Origin of the sequence: Meridianimarinicoccus marinus (assembly GCF_040689105.1) — a bacterium.
Lineage (GTDB): Bacteria > Pseudomonadota > Alphaproteobacteria > Rhodobacterales > Rhodobacteraceae > Meridianimarinicoccus > Meridianimarinicoccus marinus.
Genome location: NZ_JBFBVU010000004.1, coordinates 159568 through 175384 on the forward strand (window position 1 = coordinate 159568; position 15817 = coordinate 175384).

23 protein-coding genes are annotated in these 15817 nt (G+C 64.6%); 15 read left to right on the forward strand and 8 right to left on the reverse strand.

The window, feature by feature from the left end:
* Positions 1–68: 68 nt before the first annotated feature.
* The 4 genes from AB0T83_RS05475 to AB0T83_RS05490 all read right to left on the reverse strand — a co-directional run bounded on the left by AB0T83_RS05475 (position 69) and on the right by AB0T83_RS05490 (position 2629).
* Positions 69–776, reverse strand: a complete 708-nt coding sequence (locus tag AB0T83_RS05475) for a F0F1 ATP synthase subunit A (RefSeq protein ID WP_435891142.1) — start codon at positions 774–776, stop codon at positions 69–71.
* 91 nt (positions 777–867) lie between these two features.
* The gene (locus AB0T83_RS05480) at positions 868–1212 is read right to left on the reverse strand and encodes an AtpZ/AtpI family protein (RefSeq protein WP_366192038.1); all 345 of its coding nucleotides are present in this window, start codon (positions 1210–1212) and stop codon (positions 868–870) included.
* Between the two features lie 238 nt (positions 1213–1450).
* On the reverse strand, positions 1451–1702 hold the full coding sequence (locus AB0T83_RS05485) for a hypothetical protein (protein ID WP_366192039.1): 252 nt from the start codon (positions 1700–1702) through the stop codon (positions 1451–1453).
* A gap of 30 nt (positions 1703–1732) precedes the next feature.
* A complete protein-coding gene (locus tag AB0T83_RS05490; protein ID WP_366192040.1) occupies positions 1733–2629 on the reverse strand; it encodes a DMT family transporter in 897 nt (298 codons plus the stop codon).
* Between the two features lie 99 nt (positions 2630–2728).
* On the opposite strand from AB0T83_RS05490, the gene AB0T83_RS05495 reads away from it, so the two are divergent.
* Positions 2729–3076 carry an ArsR/SmtB family transcription factor gene (locus AB0T83_RS05495; RefSeq protein WP_366192041.1) on the forward strand — a complete coding sequence of 116 codons (348 nt, stop codon included), beginning with the start codon at positions 2729–2731 and terminating at the stop codon, positions 3074–3076.
* Here AB0T83_RS05495 and AB0T83_RS05500 read toward each other — a convergent pair.
* A complete protein-coding gene (locus tag AB0T83_RS05500) occupies positions 3073–3957 on the reverse strand; it encodes a LysR family transcriptional regulator (protein ID WP_366192074.1) in 885 nt (294 codons plus the stop codon). The two genes, AB0T83_RS05495 and AB0T83_RS05500, sit on opposite strands and share 4 nt — an antisense overlap.
* 216 nt (positions 3958–4173) lie before the next feature.
* Between AB0T83_RS05500 and AB0T83_RS05505 the strand changes: the two genes are divergently transcribed.
* Entirely contained in the window at positions 4174–4758 is a 585-nt protein-coding gene (locus AB0T83_RS05505) for an FMN-dependent NADH-azoreductase (protein WP_366192042.1), read from the forward strand.
* 18 nt (positions 4759–4776) lie between these two features.
* Here the strand turns inward: AB0T83_RS05505 and AB0T83_RS05510 are convergent, their stop codons facing one another.
* Complete coding sequence (locus AB0T83_RS05510; protein WP_366192043.1) at positions 4777–5481, reverse strand: response regulator transcription factor; 705 nt, start codon at positions 5479–5481, stop codon at positions 4777–4779.
* Positions 5482–5561: 80 nt separating this feature from the next.
* Positions 5562–5843 carry a CtrA inhibitor SciP gene (gene sciP, locus AB0T83_RS05515; RefSeq protein ID WP_366192044.1) on the reverse strand — a complete coding sequence of 94 codons (282 nt, stop codon included), beginning with the start codon at positions 5841–5843 and terminating at the stop codon, positions 5562–5564.
* A gap of 485 nt (positions 5844–6328) precedes the next feature.
* Between sciP and ffh the strand changes: the two genes are divergently transcribed.
* From ffh to AB0T83_RS05580, 13 genes are all read left to right on the forward strand, one after another.
* Positions 6329–7804 (forward strand): signal recognition particle protein, encoded by a 1476-nt coding sequence (ffh, locus tag AB0T83_RS05520; protein ID WP_366192045.1) that lies wholly within the window; start codon positions 6329–6331, stop codon positions 7802–7804.
* Positions 7801–8328, forward strand: coding sequence for a GNAT family N-acetyltransferase (locus AB0T83_RS05525; protein WP_366192046.1), 528 nt, complete (start codon positions 7801–7803; stop codon positions 8326–8328). The genes ffh and AB0T83_RS05525 overlap by 4 nt, the downstream gene beginning before the upstream one ends.
* Positions 8328–8840 carry a GNAT family N-acetyltransferase gene (locus tag AB0T83_RS05530; protein ID WP_366192047.1) on the forward strand — a complete coding sequence of 171 codons (513 nt, stop codon included), beginning with the start codon at positions 8328–8330 and terminating at the stop codon, positions 8838–8840. The genes AB0T83_RS05525 and AB0T83_RS05530 overlap by 1 nt, the downstream gene beginning before the upstream one ends.
* A 52-nt stretch (positions 8841–8892) precedes the next feature.
* Entirely contained in the window at positions 8893–9189 is a 297-nt protein-coding gene (locus tag AB0T83_RS05535; RefSeq protein ID WP_366192048.1) for a chorismate mutase, read from the forward strand.
* 72 nt (positions 9190–9261) lie between these two features.
* Entirely contained in the window at positions 9262–9636 is a 375-nt protein-coding gene (rpsP, locus tag AB0T83_RS05540) for a 30S ribosomal protein S16 (RefSeq protein ID WP_366192049.1), read from the forward strand.
* Positions 9637–9650: 14 nt separating this feature from the next.
* Entirely contained in the window at positions 9651–10277 is a 627-nt protein-coding gene (bluB, locus tag AB0T83_RS05545) for a 5,6-dimethylbenzimidazole synthase (protein WP_435891143.1), read from the forward strand.
* Positions 10278–10296: 19 nt separating this feature from the next.
* Positions 10297–10440 carry a hypothetical protein gene (locus AB0T83_RS05550; RefSeq protein ID WP_366192051.1) on the forward strand — a complete coding sequence of 48 codons (144 nt, stop codon included), beginning with the start codon at positions 10297–10299 and terminating at the stop codon, positions 10438–10440.
* Positions 10441–10983, forward strand: a complete 543-nt coding sequence (rimM, locus tag AB0T83_RS05555; RefSeq protein WP_366192052.1) for a ribosome maturation factor RimM — start codon at positions 10441–10443, stop codon at positions 10981–10983. It abuts the gene before it with no gap.
* Positions 10980–11810, forward strand: a complete 831-nt coding sequence (gene trmD, locus AB0T83_RS05560; protein ID WP_366192053.1) for a tRNA (guanosine(37)-N1)-methyltransferase TrmD — start codon at positions 10980–10982, stop codon at positions 11808–11810. Before rimM ends, trmD begins: the two co-directional genes overlap by 4 nt.
* A gap of 48 nt (positions 11811–11858) precedes the next feature.
* A complete protein-coding gene (gene rplS, locus AB0T83_RS05565; protein WP_366192054.1) occupies positions 11859–12251 on the forward strand; it encodes a 50S ribosomal protein L19 in 393 nt (130 codons plus the stop codon).
* 11 nt (positions 12252–12262) lie between these two features.
* Positions 12263–12484 carry a 50S ribosomal protein L31 gene (rpmE, locus tag AB0T83_RS05570; protein ID WP_366192055.1) on the forward strand — a complete coding sequence of 74 codons (222 nt, stop codon included), beginning with the start codon at positions 12263–12265 and terminating at the stop codon, positions 12482–12484.
* Positions 12485–12619: 135 nt separating this feature from the next.
* Positions 12620–13798: a glycosyltransferase gene (locus tag AB0T83_RS05575; RefSeq protein ID WP_366192056.1), complete on the forward strand. Its 1179-nt coding sequence runs from the start codon at positions 12620–12622 to the stop codon at positions 13796–13798.
* Between the two features lie 147 nt (positions 13799–13945).
* Positions 13946–14755: a division plane positioning ATPase MipZ gene (locus tag AB0T83_RS05580; protein ID WP_366192057.1), complete on the forward strand. Its 810-nt coding sequence runs from the start codon at positions 13946–13948 to the stop codon at positions 14753–14755.
* Between the two features lie 3 nt (positions 14756–14758).
* Here AB0T83_RS05580 and AB0T83_RS05585 read toward each other — a convergent pair whose 3' ends face one another.
* Positions 14759–15799 carry an AI-2E family transporter gene (locus AB0T83_RS05585; protein ID WP_366192058.1) on the reverse strand — a complete coding sequence of 347 codons (1041 nt, stop codon included), beginning with the start codon at positions 15797–15799 and terminating at the stop codon, positions 14759–14761.
* Positions 15800–15817 lie beyond the last annotated feature (18 nt).

The following is a 15817-nucleotide window of genomic DNA, read 5'->3' on the forward strand; positions in this document are numbered from 1 at the left end:
TCGTGTTCTCCTTACGTTGGAATTGGCAGGTATAAGTTGGTGTTTCGGTTGTTCGATCCCGGCGCCGCTTAGTGATGCGGGTGCAGGGCGTCCTTCAGGTAGACGCAGGTCAGGATCGTGAAGACATAGGCCTGGATGAAGCTCACCAGAACTTCGAGCCCGTACATGGCGGTGATGGCCAGGACCGAGATCGGCGAGATCGCGGCAATCGCAGCGAAGCCCGCGAACACCTTGATCACCGCGTGGCCGGCCATCATGTTGCCCGCAAGACGAATGGAGTGGCTGACCGGGCGCACGAAGTACGAGATGACTTCGATCAGCGCCAGCACCGGGCGCAGCGCCAGCGGTGCCGAGGACACCCAGAACAGGCCCAGGAAACCGGCGCCGTTCTTGACGAAGCCCAGAACGGTCACGGTCACGAACACCGCCAGCGCCAGAACCGCGGTCACGGCGATGTGGCTGGTGGTGGTGAAGGACATCGGGAGCAGGCCAAGGAAGTTGGCGAAGACGATGAACATGAACAGGGTCATGATGTAGGGGAAGTAGCGCACGCCATCCTTGCCGGCGACATCTTCCACCATCTTGTAGACAAAGCCGTAGGCCAGTTCGGCAATCGACTGGGTCTTGCCGGGAACGATCTTGCTGTCACGGGTGCCCAGCACCAGCAGGGCGGCAATGGCGGCCACGGTCAGGGCCAGCCACAGGGTCACGTTGGTGGGCGTATACCAGTGCACCGCGCCATCCCCGAACAGGGGTTTGACGATAAACTGGTCCATGGGGTGAAAAACAAGACCGCCTTCGGCTGGTGCTTCCGTTGCCACGTTGTCGTCCCTCTCGCCTGTCCGCGTCGCTGACGCGGGTCGTTGTTCAGTCGCCCGTGTCGGGCGGATCGGTTTTCGCGGCGGCCTCGGCCTTCCGCGCGGTCTGGAACTCTTCGGCGGTGCGCATCATCGTCTTCACACCGGCCGCCAGCCCCAAAAATACAAACAGCACCATCAGTATCGGCATGGTCCCCAGAAGGGTGTCCAGCCCGTACCCGATGCCGAAGCCGATCCCCAGACCGGCCACAAGCTCGATCACCATGCGCCAACCCATCTGGGCCTGCGAATAATGCTCTTCCTGATGGGGTTTGCTTGTGCCGCCAGCCTGTTTCGCGGCGTCAATCCGCGCTTCCAGTTGTCTGAGCTTTTCCCGCTCGGACTCCTCGGCCATACAATTCCCCTTCAGGTTCGAGGCGGAACCTAGGCAGGGGGGACGCCAAAGTCAAAGCCAATCGACTCTGTCAAAACCCTTTTGATTCAACGGGATGCGCCCTCTGCGACACATGTGCCGCACCTGCGGGATATTCAACCACGCGGTTGAGGAACACCCCCTGAAGCGCCGTTAGCGCCCCTCAGACCTGCAAATTGGGGCACGGGGGAACGCCCTGCCCCTTGCTGTGTTTCGAAGATCACCCGCGCGAAATCAGCAGCAGCATCACGAAACACAGCGGCACCGAGGCCACGAAGGGCACGGCAAAGGCGACCAACCCCCAGGTGGAAATTGCCAGGATCCAGACCGTGGCCACGATTGCCAGCGCGTACCAGGTGTTCTCGCGATGGCCGAACAGAATGTCGCGCGCCAGCCAGCCGATCACCGGCAGCTTCAGAAGAACCCTGGAATACCAGGGTACGGAGGGCGGGATGGGAGTAAGGATGCTCATGCAGGGGAGATAATTTCTGCGGTCGCGCCGTCACCGTGCCAGCTTGCCGCGCCCCAGCCATTTCGCCAGCCGCCCGTCGAGAATCAGCAACGCCACGAAAATGATCCCCATGCCCATAAGGTGCTCGGGCTCCAGCCGTTCCTTCAGGACGAAGACCCCCAGCACCACCGCCGAGATCGGGGCGATGAAGGTGATGGTCGACGCCGCCGTCGCCCCAACCTTGGGGACCAGCCAGAACAGGGTGATGAAGGCCGCCGATGTCAGCACGAACCCGATGATCAGGGCCGCCGCCCAGGTCTCGGGCCGGTGCATCACCGGCAGCCCTTCCAGCGTCAGCGACACCGGCAGGATCATCGCCGTGCCGATGGTCGCCGACCAGGCGGTCAGCACCACCCGGTCCATGCCCTGAAACTTACGAAGATAGTTGACGGCGATCCCGTAGCAGACCGGCGCCAGAAGCGCGACCAGCAGCCCCCACAGCGCATTGACCCCGTCACCGCGCGCCGCCGGCAGCATCAGGACAAGGATCCCGGCAAAGCCCAGCAGCACCGCGAGGCTCTTGACCTTCGTGGCGCGTTCGCCGCCCGGCAGGAAATGCCCGAAGATCACTGCGCAGATCGGGGTGGCCGCGTTGATGATGCCCGCCGCGCTGCTGGTGATGCCCTGCTGGGCCAGCGGATAGAAGGTCAGCGGCAGCGCGTATTGAATGGCGCCGAAGATCAGCAAGGCCCCAGCCAGTTCTTTCGGGAAAGGCGCCGGGATGCGACGGGCGGCTATCCAGATCCAGCAGCCCAAGGCGCCGAAGCCGACACGCACCAGCGACACCGACAGCGGCCCGATTTCGCGCAGAAGGATCTCGTTGAAGAAGAACGATCCGCCCCAGCCGATGCCGAGGGCGAAGATCACCAGCCAATAGCGCAGTTCCATGCCGGACCCTCCTGCCCCCTCCCTGCGCCGGGCGCGGCGGTTTGTCCAGACCGAGGATGCGCTTGGCCTTTGGTCCGCCGCCTTCTATCGTCTGCGGCCATGACACTGTCCCTGGATACGGTTTTCTCGGCCCTTGCCGACCCAACGCGCCGCGCGATCCTGTCGATGCTGCTGGAGGACGACATGGCGGTCACGGATGTGGCCGAACCCTTCGAGATGTCGCTGGCGGCGGTGTCGAAACACCTGGTGATCCTGACCCGCGCCGGCCTGATCACGCAGGAAAAACGCGGCCGGGTGAAATGGTGCAAGCTGGACCCCGACGCCCTGCGCGAGGCCAGCATCTGGATGCAGAGCTTCGGCCAGTTCGAGGCGGTCAACCTGGATGCCTTCGAGCGGTTTCTGGAACAGGAACTGTCGGCGCCGGTGCCCGAGGCCGATCCGGGCTAGGCGAAATCCCAGCCCCGCGCCTCGGCCTTCAGATGGGTCAGCAGGGTCTGGACCTTGACCGTGCGATGCAGGTCCACGTGCGTCACCAGCCACAGACGCGACTGCCATTCCGGACGCGGCGGCAGCACCTGCACCAGATCGGGCATCTCCTGAACCTCCCAGCAGGACAGGAAGCCCAGCCCCGCCCCCGACAGGATCGCGTGCTTCAGGGCACGGGCATCGGTGCAGCGGAACCGCACCCGGTCGCGCGGCACGGCGGTGCGCAGCCAGCGATAGAACGGCGCGCGGCTGTCCTCGTGATCGGGGCCGATGAAGATGTGACGCTCCAGATCGGCATCGGACTCGGGGGCGCCGTACCGTTCCAGATAGGCGGGCGCGGCATAGAGGGCAGCGGGCAGACTGGCGAGGCTTTGCACCACGTTGTCGGGCTCGTCCGGGGCCTGCGCCCCGGCGCGGATCGCCACATGCGCCTCGCCGTATTCCAGCCGGAACACCCGCTCGTCGGTGAGAAACCGCAGGGTCAGATCCGGATGCTGGCCGAGGAAACGCGCCATCGAAGGCACCAGCAGCGGCGACAGCCCCGGCAGGCTGGTCACCACCAGTTCGCCGGTCACCGAATCGCCACGACCGCGCAAGCGCCCGGCCAGTTGCGTGAACTGATCGTCGGTGGCCTGCGCCACCTGCAGCAGATCCTGCCCGGCCTCGGTCGCGGTATAGCCGCGCGCGTGGCGCTGAAACAGCTTGGTGCCAAGGCGGGCTTCCAGCGCATCGATGTGCCGGATGACCGTGGCATGATGCACCCCCAGTTCTGCCGCCGCGCCGGACACCGTGCCTTGACGGGCAACATGAAAGGCCGTGCGGATTTCATCCCAGGCATCGATGGACATGGGCAGCTACACTCGCTTGCGGTCAGGATCAGACGGACCCCATAGAACCGCACATGCCCGCGGCCCTCAAGCGCAATTGCTCAGGGGCAGAGGTTGGGGAATGGCTTGAAGGTAATGTGCGATAATGCGCATCATGCGCGCGAAATGCTGGAATTCACCCAAGCAGCGCGCAGGTCTATCTGTATCTCAACACAACGAAAGGATACCCCCATGACCCGCATTCTGCACATCGACAGCTCCGCCCGCATGCAGGGCTCGGTCACCCGCGACCTCAGCGCCCGGATCGTCACGCAACTCTCTGGCCCTGGCACCGAAGTGATCCGCCGCGATCTGTCGGCCGGCCTGCCGCTGCTGTCCGAAACCTGGGTGATCGCCAATGCAACGCCTGAGGCCGAGCGCACCGTCGCCCAACGCGCCGAACTGGCCCTGTCCGATACGCTGGTTGCGGAACTGGAAGCCGCCGACACCATCGTGATCGGGGTGCCGGTCTACAATTTCAATGCACCGGCGGTGTTCAAGGCCTGGATCGATCTGGTGGCCCGCGCCGGACGCACCTTCCGCTATACCCCCGACGGGCCGCAGGGCCTGTTGACGGGCAAACGCGTCGTCCTGGCAGTGGCCTCGGGCGGCACGCAAGTGGGCTCGCCCATCGACCATATGACCGGATACCTGCGGCATGTGCTGGGATTCATCGGCCTTGATCGGGTCGAGATCGTGGCCGCCGACCAATTGGCCCGCAATCCCGAGGAAACTCTGGCCAAAGCCTTTGCGGCCATTCCGAAGATCGCGGCCTGACGTGTCCGTGCCCGGCGGTCAGACGACAGCTCTGACCGTCCGGGGCAGGACGACGGCCTCTTCGACCGGATCGCGCAGGACATAGCCACGGCCCCAGACGGTCTGGATCAACGGATCGCCGCCGGTCAGTTGCTTCAGCTTGCGCCGGATCTTGCAGACGAACACATCGATGATCTTGACCTCGGGCTCGTCGATGCCGCCATAGAGACGATCGAGAAACATTTCCTTGGTCAGGGTCGTGCCCTTTCGCAAGGCGAGATATTCCAGCACCTCATATTCCTTTGCGGTCAGCGGCACCGGCATTTCGCCAATGCGGGCCTGCTGCGCCTCAAGGTCCAGAACCAACGCCCCGACCCTGGCGGTCTTGCCATGGGTGCGCCGGATTTGCTGGCTGGCATGGATCCGGGCCAGCAGGTCGCCGCGGTGAAACGGAGTGGCCAGCGTGTCGGCGCCGTCGAATCCTTCGGGCACATTGGGATCGGGATCGTTACCCACGATCACCAGAACCGGGATGCTGGCCAGTTGCGCGGCGTGATAAGCGTGGAACCCCTGGATCTCCAACGCGGGCAGATGCGAATCCAGGATCACCAGACCGGGCACCGGACAGGCGCGCGTATGGGTGCTGTCAAACTTCGCAACGGACATCCCGAAGGCCTTGTCGGCCAGCATCAATTCGATGCTTTTCACAAGCATGGGGTTCTGGGACACGATACAGATATTCATGGGGTCTCCTTCCCCATCTTTCGACCGCAATTCATATTGCTATCTAGAGATGTGTTAATCCGTTGCGAAAATTTCAAGGGCTAGTGGCCGGCCCGCAGGTCGTGCATCCGGGTGACCTTCAACCCCGCGGCGCCGTGGCGGTCGATCGCCCCGATCCAGCCCTGAAGCTCTTCATGGGACAGGTCGTACCGGGCGACGGCTTCGTCGGCGGCGATCAGGCCGTATTTCACGGCTTTCGCAACGACAGCCTTGCGGCTGGCCACCCAGCGCGTGGTGCCGGAATTGGGCAGATCGGCGACCGAAATACTGCCGCCATCTGGCAGGCGAACGACGCGCGGTCCATTGAGCTTTCTGACAAACATGCGACAGATCCCTTTCCTCGATACCACTGCCTCGGCCCACGGTCCCGGATCTCCCTGCGTTGCGGCGGAAATCCAGGACGGCACGAGGATCGCGCAGGCGTGACATCGGACCCGGCGCCGGGTCTTCCCGGTGCGGCGGCAACTCGTTAACCACGTCCTTGCGATACTGTTGATCTAGGGTCAGCCACGGTCCTGATCACCTCTGCTGAAGGGTAATCGGACGACCAAAAGCCTACGCTTCCGGGATTTAAGGTAGCCCCGCTATACGAAAGCACAGGCCCGCGCCGATCCCCTCGCCGTCCGGCCCCGGCTTCGCTTGACATTTCCCGCCCAAGGGTCCATCTGCTGCGCAAACCTTCCGGGAGCCGTGAGTCTTCCGGTCCTTGGCCCTCGCCAGGATCGCCGTCCACCAGCGCGTTGCGCCCGTGGGCGCGTTTGTGCTTTGAGCCTCGGCTGGGAACCGAACGACAAGGAGTGCCACGCGCATGTTTGAAAATCTGTCCGAACGCCTTGGCGGCGTCTTTGACCGGCTGACCAAGCAGGGTGCGCTGAGCGAGGATGACGTCAAGACCGCCCTGCGCGAGGTTCGCGTCGCCCTTCTGGAAGCCGACGTCTCGCTGCCCGTGGCGCGCGATTTCACCAAGGCCGTGCAGAAGAAGGCCACCGGGGCCGCAGTCACCAAGTCGGTGACGCCGGGCCAGCAGGTCGTGAAGATCGTCCATGACGAACTGGTGCAGGTGCTGGCGGGGGACGATCCCAACCCCGGCGCACTGAAGATCGACACCATCCCGGCGCCGATCCTGATGGTCGGCTTGCAGGGCTCGGGTAAAACCACCACCACCGCCAAGCTGGCCAAGCGCCTGACCGAGAAGAACGGCAAGCGGGTGCTGATGGCCTCGCTCGACACCAACCGCCCGGCGGCGATGGAACAACTGGCCATCCTAGGCAATCAGATCGGCGTTGACACCCTGCCCATCGTCAAGGGCGAAAGTGCCGTGCAGATCGCCAAGCGGGCCAAGCAGCAGGCCACGCTGGCCGGCTATGATGTCTATCTGCTGGACACCGCCGGCCGCCTGTCCATCGACGAAGAGCTGATGACCCAGGTCGAACAGGTCCGCGACGTGGCCAACCCGCGCGAGACGCTGCTGGTGGTCGACGGGCTGACCGGTCAGGACGCGGTGCACACCGCCGAGAACTTCGACCAGCGCATCGGCATCTCGGGCGTCGTGCTGACCCGGATGGATGGCGACGGGCGCGGCGGTGCCGCCCTATCCATGCGCGCCGTCACCGGCAAGCCGATCAAGTTCGTCGGTCTGGGCGAAAAGGTCGACGCGCTGGAGGAATTCCACCCCAGCCGCGTTGCTGGCCGCATCCTGGGCATGGGCGACATCGTTTCGCTTGTGGAAAAGGCGCAGGAGACGCTGGAGGCCGAACAGGCCGAGCGCATGATGAAGCGGTTCCAGAAGGGTCAGTTCAACATGAACGACCTGAAGAACCAGCTTGAGCAGATGATGAAGATGGGTGGCATGGAAGGCGTCATGGGCATGATGCCGGGCATGGGCAAATACAAGAAACAGGTCGATGCCGCCGGTCTGGACGACAAGGTGCTCAAACGCCAGATCGCCCTGATCCAGTCCATGACCAAGAAGGAACGCGCCAACCCGCAGCTTCTGCAAGCGTCGCGCAAGAAGCGCATCGCGGCAGGGGCCGGCATGGAAGTGTCCGAGTTGAACAAGCTTCTGAAGATGCACCGCCAGATGGCGGACATGATGAAGAAGATGGGCAAGATGGGCAAAAAGGGCATGCTGAAGAACCTCGGCGGCATGTTCGGCGGCAAGCAGCCCTCGGAAGCCGAGATCGCGGCGGCCCAGCAGAAACTGGGCTCGATGCCCGGCGGCATGCCGGGTCTGGGCGGCGGCGGTCTGCCGCCGGGACTGTCGGGCTTCGGAAAGAAGAAATGAACATCCCGACCCTCACCACCGCGCGGCTGACGCTGCGCGGCTTTGCGCCCGAAGACTTCGACGGGTTCGCGGCCTTCTATGCCGATGACCGCTCGCGCTTCGTGGGCGGGGTGAAGACCCGTGACGAGGCCTGGCGGCAGTTCGGGCTGGAATTCGGCCATTGGCATCTGCGCGGTTATGGCAATTTCGCCGTGACCGAAACCGCCACCGGCAAGCTGGCCGGCTATGCCGGGCCGTGGAATCCCGAAGGCTGGCCGGAACCGGAACTGGGCTGGAGCCTGTTTGCCGGGTTCGAAGGCAAGGGATACGCCACCGAGGCCGCCCGCGCCGTGCGCGACTGGGCCTATGCCGAATGTGGCTGGACCACGGCGATCAGCCTTGTGGACCCGTCCAATGCCGGATCGGCCAAGGTCTGCACCCGTATGGGGGCCTGGCACGAAAGCGACATGGATCATCCGATGTTTGGCGCCCTGCAGATCTGGCGTCACCCCTCGGCCATCGATCTGGCGAAGGGCGTGGCCTGATGGGGCCGCTGACCACCGAACGCCTGATCCTGCGCCGTCCCGCGCCGGACGACTGGCCGACGTTTCAGGGCTGGGCCATGTCCGACCGCGCCGCCATGGCGGGCGGGCGCAAGGACCTGGGCGGTGCCTGGCGGCAGTTCGCGTCGGTCCTGGGGCATTGGCAGATCCGCGGCTTCGGCATGTGGGCGCTGACCCGCCCCGGCGATGACACCTGCTTCGGCATGGTCGGCCCGTGGTTCCCCGCAGACTGGCCCGAGACCGAATTGGGCTGGATCCTGTTCGACGGCGCCGAAGGCCAGGGCTATGCCTCCGAGGCTGCCCGTGCCGCCCGTCGCCATGCCTATGACGTTCTGGGCTGGTCCACCGCTGTCAGCTACATCGAGCCGGACAATCTGCGCTCGATCGCCGTGGCCGAAAGGTTGGGCGCCACGCTCGACCCGCAGGCGGCGCAGCCGAAACCGGACACGCCACAGCTGGTCTATCGCCACCCCGGCCCCGAGGGCCGCGCATGACCCGCGCCCGTTTCCTGATTTACTCGATCTTCCCAGTCTCCGGAGGCCCCCGATGACCGACGCCACCACTCGCGCCGCCGAGCTTCTGAAAGATCACCGGGCCAGCATCGACCGGCTGGACGCGATCCTTGTTTACACGCTGGGAGAGCGGTTCAAGCACACCCAGGCGGTGGGCAAGCTGAAGGCCGAACACGATCTTCCCCCGTCCGATCCCGACCGCGAAGCGCGGCAGATCGAACGGCTAGAAGCCCTTGCGAAAGAGGCGGACCTGGACCCCGATTTCGCAAAGGAATTCCTGAACTTCATCATTCAGGAAGTCATCCGACACCACAAGAAGCAACAAAAGTGATCCCAGCGGGATCGCCCCCAAAGATGACAGGTGCCCGCACCTGACAGACGCCATTTAAAGGAGAACAGTACAATGGCCATGAAAATCCGTCTCGCCCGTGGCGGCTCGAAAAAGCGCCCCTTCTACCGCATCGTTGCCGCCGACAGCCGCATGCCGCGCGATGGCCGCTACGTCGAACGTCTGGGCACCTACAACCCGCAGCTGCCGAAAGACAGCGAAGATCGCGTGAAAATGGACATTGAGCGCGTGCAGCACTGGCTGAGCCAGGGCGCCGAGCCGTCCGACCGCGTGTCGCGCTTCCTGGAAGCCGCCGGTGTTGTCGCCAAGAAAGAGCGCGCCAACCTGAAGAAGGCCGTTCCGGGCAAGAAAGCCCAGGATCGCGCCGAACAAAAGGCTGCCAAGGCCGCCGAAGCCGCCGAGGCACCGGAAGAAGCCTCCGCGGAATAAGCGGGCGCTTGGGGGTGCAGTTCTCGGACAGCTTCCGGCACGACCTGGCGGAGTTGATGCGCTGGCGGCGCGATGTGCGCCGCTTCCGCAGCGACCCCGTTGATGGGTGCGTGCTGGACCGCTGCCTGCAGAGCTTCACCCTGGCCCCGTCCGTGGGGCTGTCGCAGCCGTGGCGCCTGCGCCGGATCGCATCCGGTCCGGCACGGGACTCTGCGCGCCGCAATTTCACCGCCGCCAACGCGGCCGCCCTGGGCGGCTATGATGGCGACAAGGCGGCCACCTATGCCGGCCTGAAACTCAGCGGCATGGACATGGCGCCCGAACAGATCGCCGTGTTCTGTGACGAGGCCACGGCGCAGGGCGCCGGGCTGGGCGCGGGCACCATGCCCGAAATGCGCCGCTATTCGGTGGTCTGCGCGATCATGCAGTTCTGGCTGGCGGCACGGGCCGAAGGGCTGGGCGTCGGCTGGGTGTCGATCCTGGATGCACCGGCCCTGTGCCGGGACTGGAACATGCCCGAGACCTGGGAACTGGTCGCCTATCTTTGCATCGGCTGGCCGGAAGATGACGGCACCGATCCCGAGCTGGAAAAAGCCGGCTGGGAAACGCGGCGGAGCCTGCCGCCACTGGAAACTCTATGACCCGGCGCGGAGGACCCTCATGATCCGTCTCATTCTCTATGTCGTGATGTTCGGCGCGGGCCTGTACGCGGGCTCGGAATACGAACGCGTCACCGCGATGGAACGCTGCCTGAACGCGGGCGGCTCGGTCGATCCGCGCGGCTTCTGCATGGGAGCGCAATAGATGGCGCGCAAGGACGACCTGATCTGCGTCGGCGCCCTTTCGGGCGCCTATGGCGTGCGCGGCGAAGTGCGGCTGAAAAGCTTCTGCGCCGAGCCGGAAGCCATCGCCGACTATGCGCCGCTGCTGTCCGAGGACGGCCGGCAGACCTACACGCTACGCCTGACCGGACAGGTCAAGAACGGGCTGACCGGGCGTCTGGGCGGCGTGTCGACCAAAGAGCAGGCCGATGCGCTGAAAGGCACACGCCTGTATGCCCCACGCGACCGCCTGCCCGGCCTGCCCGACGACGAATATTATCACACCGACCTGATCGGGCTTGAGGTGCTGGACACCGGCGGCGGGCTGCTGGGCAAGGTGACCGCGGTGCACAACCACGGTGCCACCGATCTGCTGGAAGTGCGCGGCGCCGGCCTGCGCGACAGCGTTCTGCTGCCCTTTACGCTGGCGCATGTGCCCACCGTCGATCTGGGCGCGGGCCGGATCATCGCCGACCCGCCCGAGGGGCTGTTTCCCGATCCCGACGACAAGGGCAAGACCGCATGACCGGCCCGACCCGCTCGCACCGGCGCAAGAGCATCCAGACGACGCTGGTCCCACAAGACCTGATGGGGGGTGCCGACACGCTGGCCGGGGTCTGGACCGCCAAGATCGTGACCCTGTTTCCGGAAGTGTTTCCCGGCATCCTTGCGGCCTCGCTGACCGGCAAGGCCCTGAAGGACGGGCTGTGGCAGATGGAAACCATCGGCCTGCGCCCTTTCGGCGAAGGCCGTCACCGCAACGTCGATGACACGCCGGTGGGCGGCGGCGCCGGCATGGTGCTGCGCCCCGACGTGCTGGCCAAGGCGCTGGATCAGGCCGCGCGCGGCACCCCGCGCAACCCGGCGCGCTGGCCGGTGCTGGCCATGTCGCCACGCGGCAGACCCTTCGATCAGGCGATGGCGCAACGGCTGTCGCAGGCCGAAGGCCTGACCCTGCTGTGCGGTCGTTTCGAGGGCTACGACCAGCGGGTTCTGGATGCCTATGGCGTCGAAGAGGTCTCGATCGGCGATTTCGTCCTGACTGGCGGAGAGATTGCCGCGACGGCCTTGATCGATGCGACAGTCCGTCTTATACCCCGCGTGCTGGGGAATCAGGCCTCGGTCGAAGAGGAATCCTTTTCCACCGGACTTCTGGAACACCCGCAATATACGAAACCTGTCGACTGGAACGGCCGCAAAGTCCCGGAGATTCTCCTTTCCGGACACCACGCGAACATCGCCGCCTGGAGACAGGAGCAGGCCGAAAGGCTGACCAAGGAACGCCGCCCTGACCTCTGGCGGGCTTACTGTGAAACCCACGGTAAGGACCCGGACGGAGACCAAGAGCTCTGAGGGGGCATCACGTTGCGGATCGAACCGCACAGGAAAAGGAAGATTGCGATGGATCTGATCGCACAGCTTGAAGCCGAGCAAATCGCTCAGCTTGACAAGAGCATCCCCGATTTCAAACCCGGCGACACCATTCGCGTGGGCTACAAGGTGACCGAAGGGTCGCGGACCCGCGTGCAGAACTACGAAGGCGTCTGCATCGCGCGCAAGAACGGCAAAGGCATCGCCGGTTCGTTCACCGTTCGCAAGATCTCGTTCGGCGAAGGCGTGGAGCGTGTGTTCCCGCTGTATTCGACCAACATCGACAACATCGAAGTGGTCCGCCGTGGCCAGGTGCGCCGCGCCAAGCTGTACTACCTGCGCGCACGTCGCGGCAAGTCGGCCCGTATCGCTGAAAAGACCAACTACAAGCCGCTGGCCGCCAAGGCCGGTGCCGAAGCATAAGGACGGGTATCATGCGCAAAGACATTCACCCCGATTATCACATGATCGACGTCAAGATGACCGACGGCACCATCATCAAGATGCAGTCGACCTACGGCAGCGAAGGCGACACCCTGTCGCTGGACATCGATCCCAGCTCGCACCCGGCATGGACCGGCGGCACCACCCGCCTGATGGACCAGGGCGGCCGCGTGTCGAAGTTCAAGAAGAAATACGAAGGCCTGGGCTTCTAAGCCTCTGTCGCATCCGAATGATGAAACGCCCGTGGTTCCGCCGCGGGCGTTTTCTTTTGGGCAGCAGGTGGGGGAAATGCGGCTATGCCCCCCACCCCGTGGCTGCTAGGCTCGCCGGATTGGCCCAGAAGGATCATGTCCATGCCCACCGCGCCGCGACGAATTCTGGTTACCAGCACGCCGCTGGCGGGCCATATCAATCCGACGATCCCCTATGCCCGCGCACTGCAAGCCGCCGGTCACGAGGTCTGCTACGCCACGACTCAAAACCTGCGCGACAAGATCGAGAAGCACGGTTTCTCCCTCGCGCCGATGCCCGAGCCCACCAAGGAGGCCGCCGCGCCGACATGGGCGGCCCTGGATGCCTGCGGCCCCGATGAGGTCATGCCGATTGCCTTTCGGGAGATGTTCGGCCGGGTCTGGCCCGAGGCCTATCTTCCAGTGCTTCTGGACAAGGTTGCGGACTGGCAACCACATCTGATCGTGCGCGAGTCCATGGATTACTCCGGGCTCATTGCCGGGGAAAAGGCCAGCATTCCCACCGCCTGCGTTTCGATCACTGCCAGCGGCTTGCTGGAGCTGTTCCGGCCCGAGGCCGACATTGCCATCAATGGCCTGCGAAACCGCTTCGGGGTGCCACGGGCAAACTGGCGGGTCTGGACCGAGGAGCCGATCGTGACGCCCTTCCCGCCCGAGTTGGACACCGCCGGACTGGCGACCCAGACACTGAAACCGATGTTCGTGGCCCCGGACGGACCGGCCACCACGCCGCTTCACGGGGACGAAAGCTGGATGCCTGCGGAGGGCACGCCGCTGATCTACCTGACGCTCGGCACGGTGTCGGGCCGCAGCGAAAAGGTGCAGGCAGTGTACCGCCAGCTTCTGGAAGCCGTGGCGACCCTGCCGGTGCAGGCGCTTCTGACCACCGGGCCGATCATGGATCCGTCGCTGCTGGGAACGATCCCCGACAATGTTCAGGTCGCCGAATTCGTGCCGCAGACCAAGGTGTTCTCCGTGGCCTCGGTGGTGGTGAACCACGGGGGGTCGGGCACCTATCTGGGCTGCCTTGCCGCCGGTCTGCCGCAGGTCGTAATCCCGCTTTTCGCCGATCAGCCGGTCAACGCCCGCTCCCTGCAAGCCTCGGGCGCCGGACTGTCGGTGCCGGATCCCAACCCAAGCCGCATCCGCGATGCCATCACCTCGGTTCTGGACGACCCCGCGTATCGCGACCGGGCTAATGCCATTTCGATGCGGATGGCGGCGATGCAGCCCATGGATCGCGCCGTGGCACGGCTGGTCGCCCATTCGGGCTGACAGGCTGCGGAATCGACGCTTTTCGGGCCTCGATGCCATCGCGGCCCCATCGCGTTCGGTTCCGTGCTTCCCAAGTCCCGCTGCACAACATATAGGTTGACCAAACCCCAAAAGGGGCAAGGGCAGTAAGACGGACCGGAGGTTCGGGTGGCATATATCATCGTGGTGGGGAACGAAAAGGGCGGCTCGGGCAAGTCCACGACCACCATGCATCTGGCCACCGCGCTGGTGCGGATGGGCTATCGCGTGGGCGGGCTGGATCTTGACCTGCGGCAACGCTCGTTCGGGCGCTATGTCGAGAACCGGCAGGGCTACTGCGCCCGCGAAGGTCTGCATCTGCCGATCCCGTTGTATCTGCCCCTGCCCGAGATCGACCGCGCCCATGTGCCCGAAGGCCAGAACGTCTATGACCTGCGGCTGGACGCGGCAATCACCGAACTGGACGACAAGGTCGATTACATCCTGATCGACTGTCCCGGCAGCCATACAAGGCTGAGCCAGCTGGCGCATTCAATGGCCGACACGCTGATCACGCCCCTGAATGACAGTTTCGTCGATTTCGACCTGCTGGCCCGGCACGATCCGGCCACCGGCCAGATCAGCGGCCCCTCGGTCTATTCCGAGATGGTCTGGAACGCCCGACAGTTGCGCGCGCAGGCCGGGTTGAAGCCCATCGACTGGCTGGTCATCCGCAACCGGATGGGCCGCCAGCAGATGCACAACAAGAAGCGTGTGGGCGATGCGCTGAACGACCTGTCCCGGCGGATCGGCTTTCGCGTGGCGCCGGGCTTTGCCGAACGGGTGATCTTCCGCGAATTGTTTCCGCGCGGGTTGACCCTGCTGGATCTGCGCGACACCGGCGGCGGTTCCCTCAGCCTGTCCAACATCGCCGCCCGGCAAGAGGTCCGCGACCTGGTCACCGCCCTGAACCTGCCCGGTGTGAAACCGAACTTCTAGGCGTCAGGTGATCTCGCCATCGCGCGAGGCCAAAACCGCCACCGCCCGTGTCGATTTGAACGAGGCCAGAATGATCATCACGATCGAGGTCATCGGCACCGCGATGATCGCCCCCGGCAGCCCCCAGAGCGACCCCCAGACCACCAAGGCCACCAGCACCGTCAGCGGGCTGAGGTTCAGCGACCGGCTCATCACGCGCGGTTCCAGCCAGTTGCCGACATAGACCTGCGCGGCGGTCAGCAGCACCACGGTGGTCAGGATCACCCCGAAGTCGCCAGTCATCAGCGCCCGGTAGAAGACGATCACCACGACCGCGATCAGCGAGCCGACGTAGGGGATATAGTTGAAGATGGCGACAAAGAAGGCCCAGAAAACGGCATTGTCCATCCCCATCAGCCACATCAGCGCGTAGGAAACGATGCCGAGAATGGCGTTGATCAGTGTCTTTGTGGACAGATAGGTGACGATCTGATCGTTGATCTGGTCGAACACATGGCGCGCATTGCCGCGTTCGGTGGTGTCGGGAAGCACCATTTCGATCTTCACGGTCATCGGCCCGCGTTCGGCCACCATGAACACCATGTAGGTGCCGATCAGAACCACATAGCCGCCCGCCGAGGCCACCGAGGACAACAGGTGCAGCGACATGTCGGGCACGTCCAGCCGGTCCAGCGTCAGGGCCAGCAGCGTGTCCCACGACGGCGTGTCCTCGATCCCGAACATGCTGCCGATGCGCCCGGCCAGGGCGAGGATATTGTCCTGGGAATCGGGGGCCGTGCGGGCGATGTCGCGCAGATTGGACACCGCGATCAGGCTGATCGTCACCAGCGCCAGCCCGAACAGGGTCAGTGCCATCACGTAGGAAAACCAGATCGGGAGCAGCGACAACCCCGGCAGCTTGCGCAGCCCCTGCGAGGCACCGATCAGAACGTAGGTCAGCATCACCGCGACGACCAGCGGCAGCAATACCCCGCCCCCAACCACCAGAAACCAGCCGACAAGGGCTGTCAGGGCGGCGAAGTGAAATACGTCACGAATGTTCATGTGGCCTCACAGTCGGGT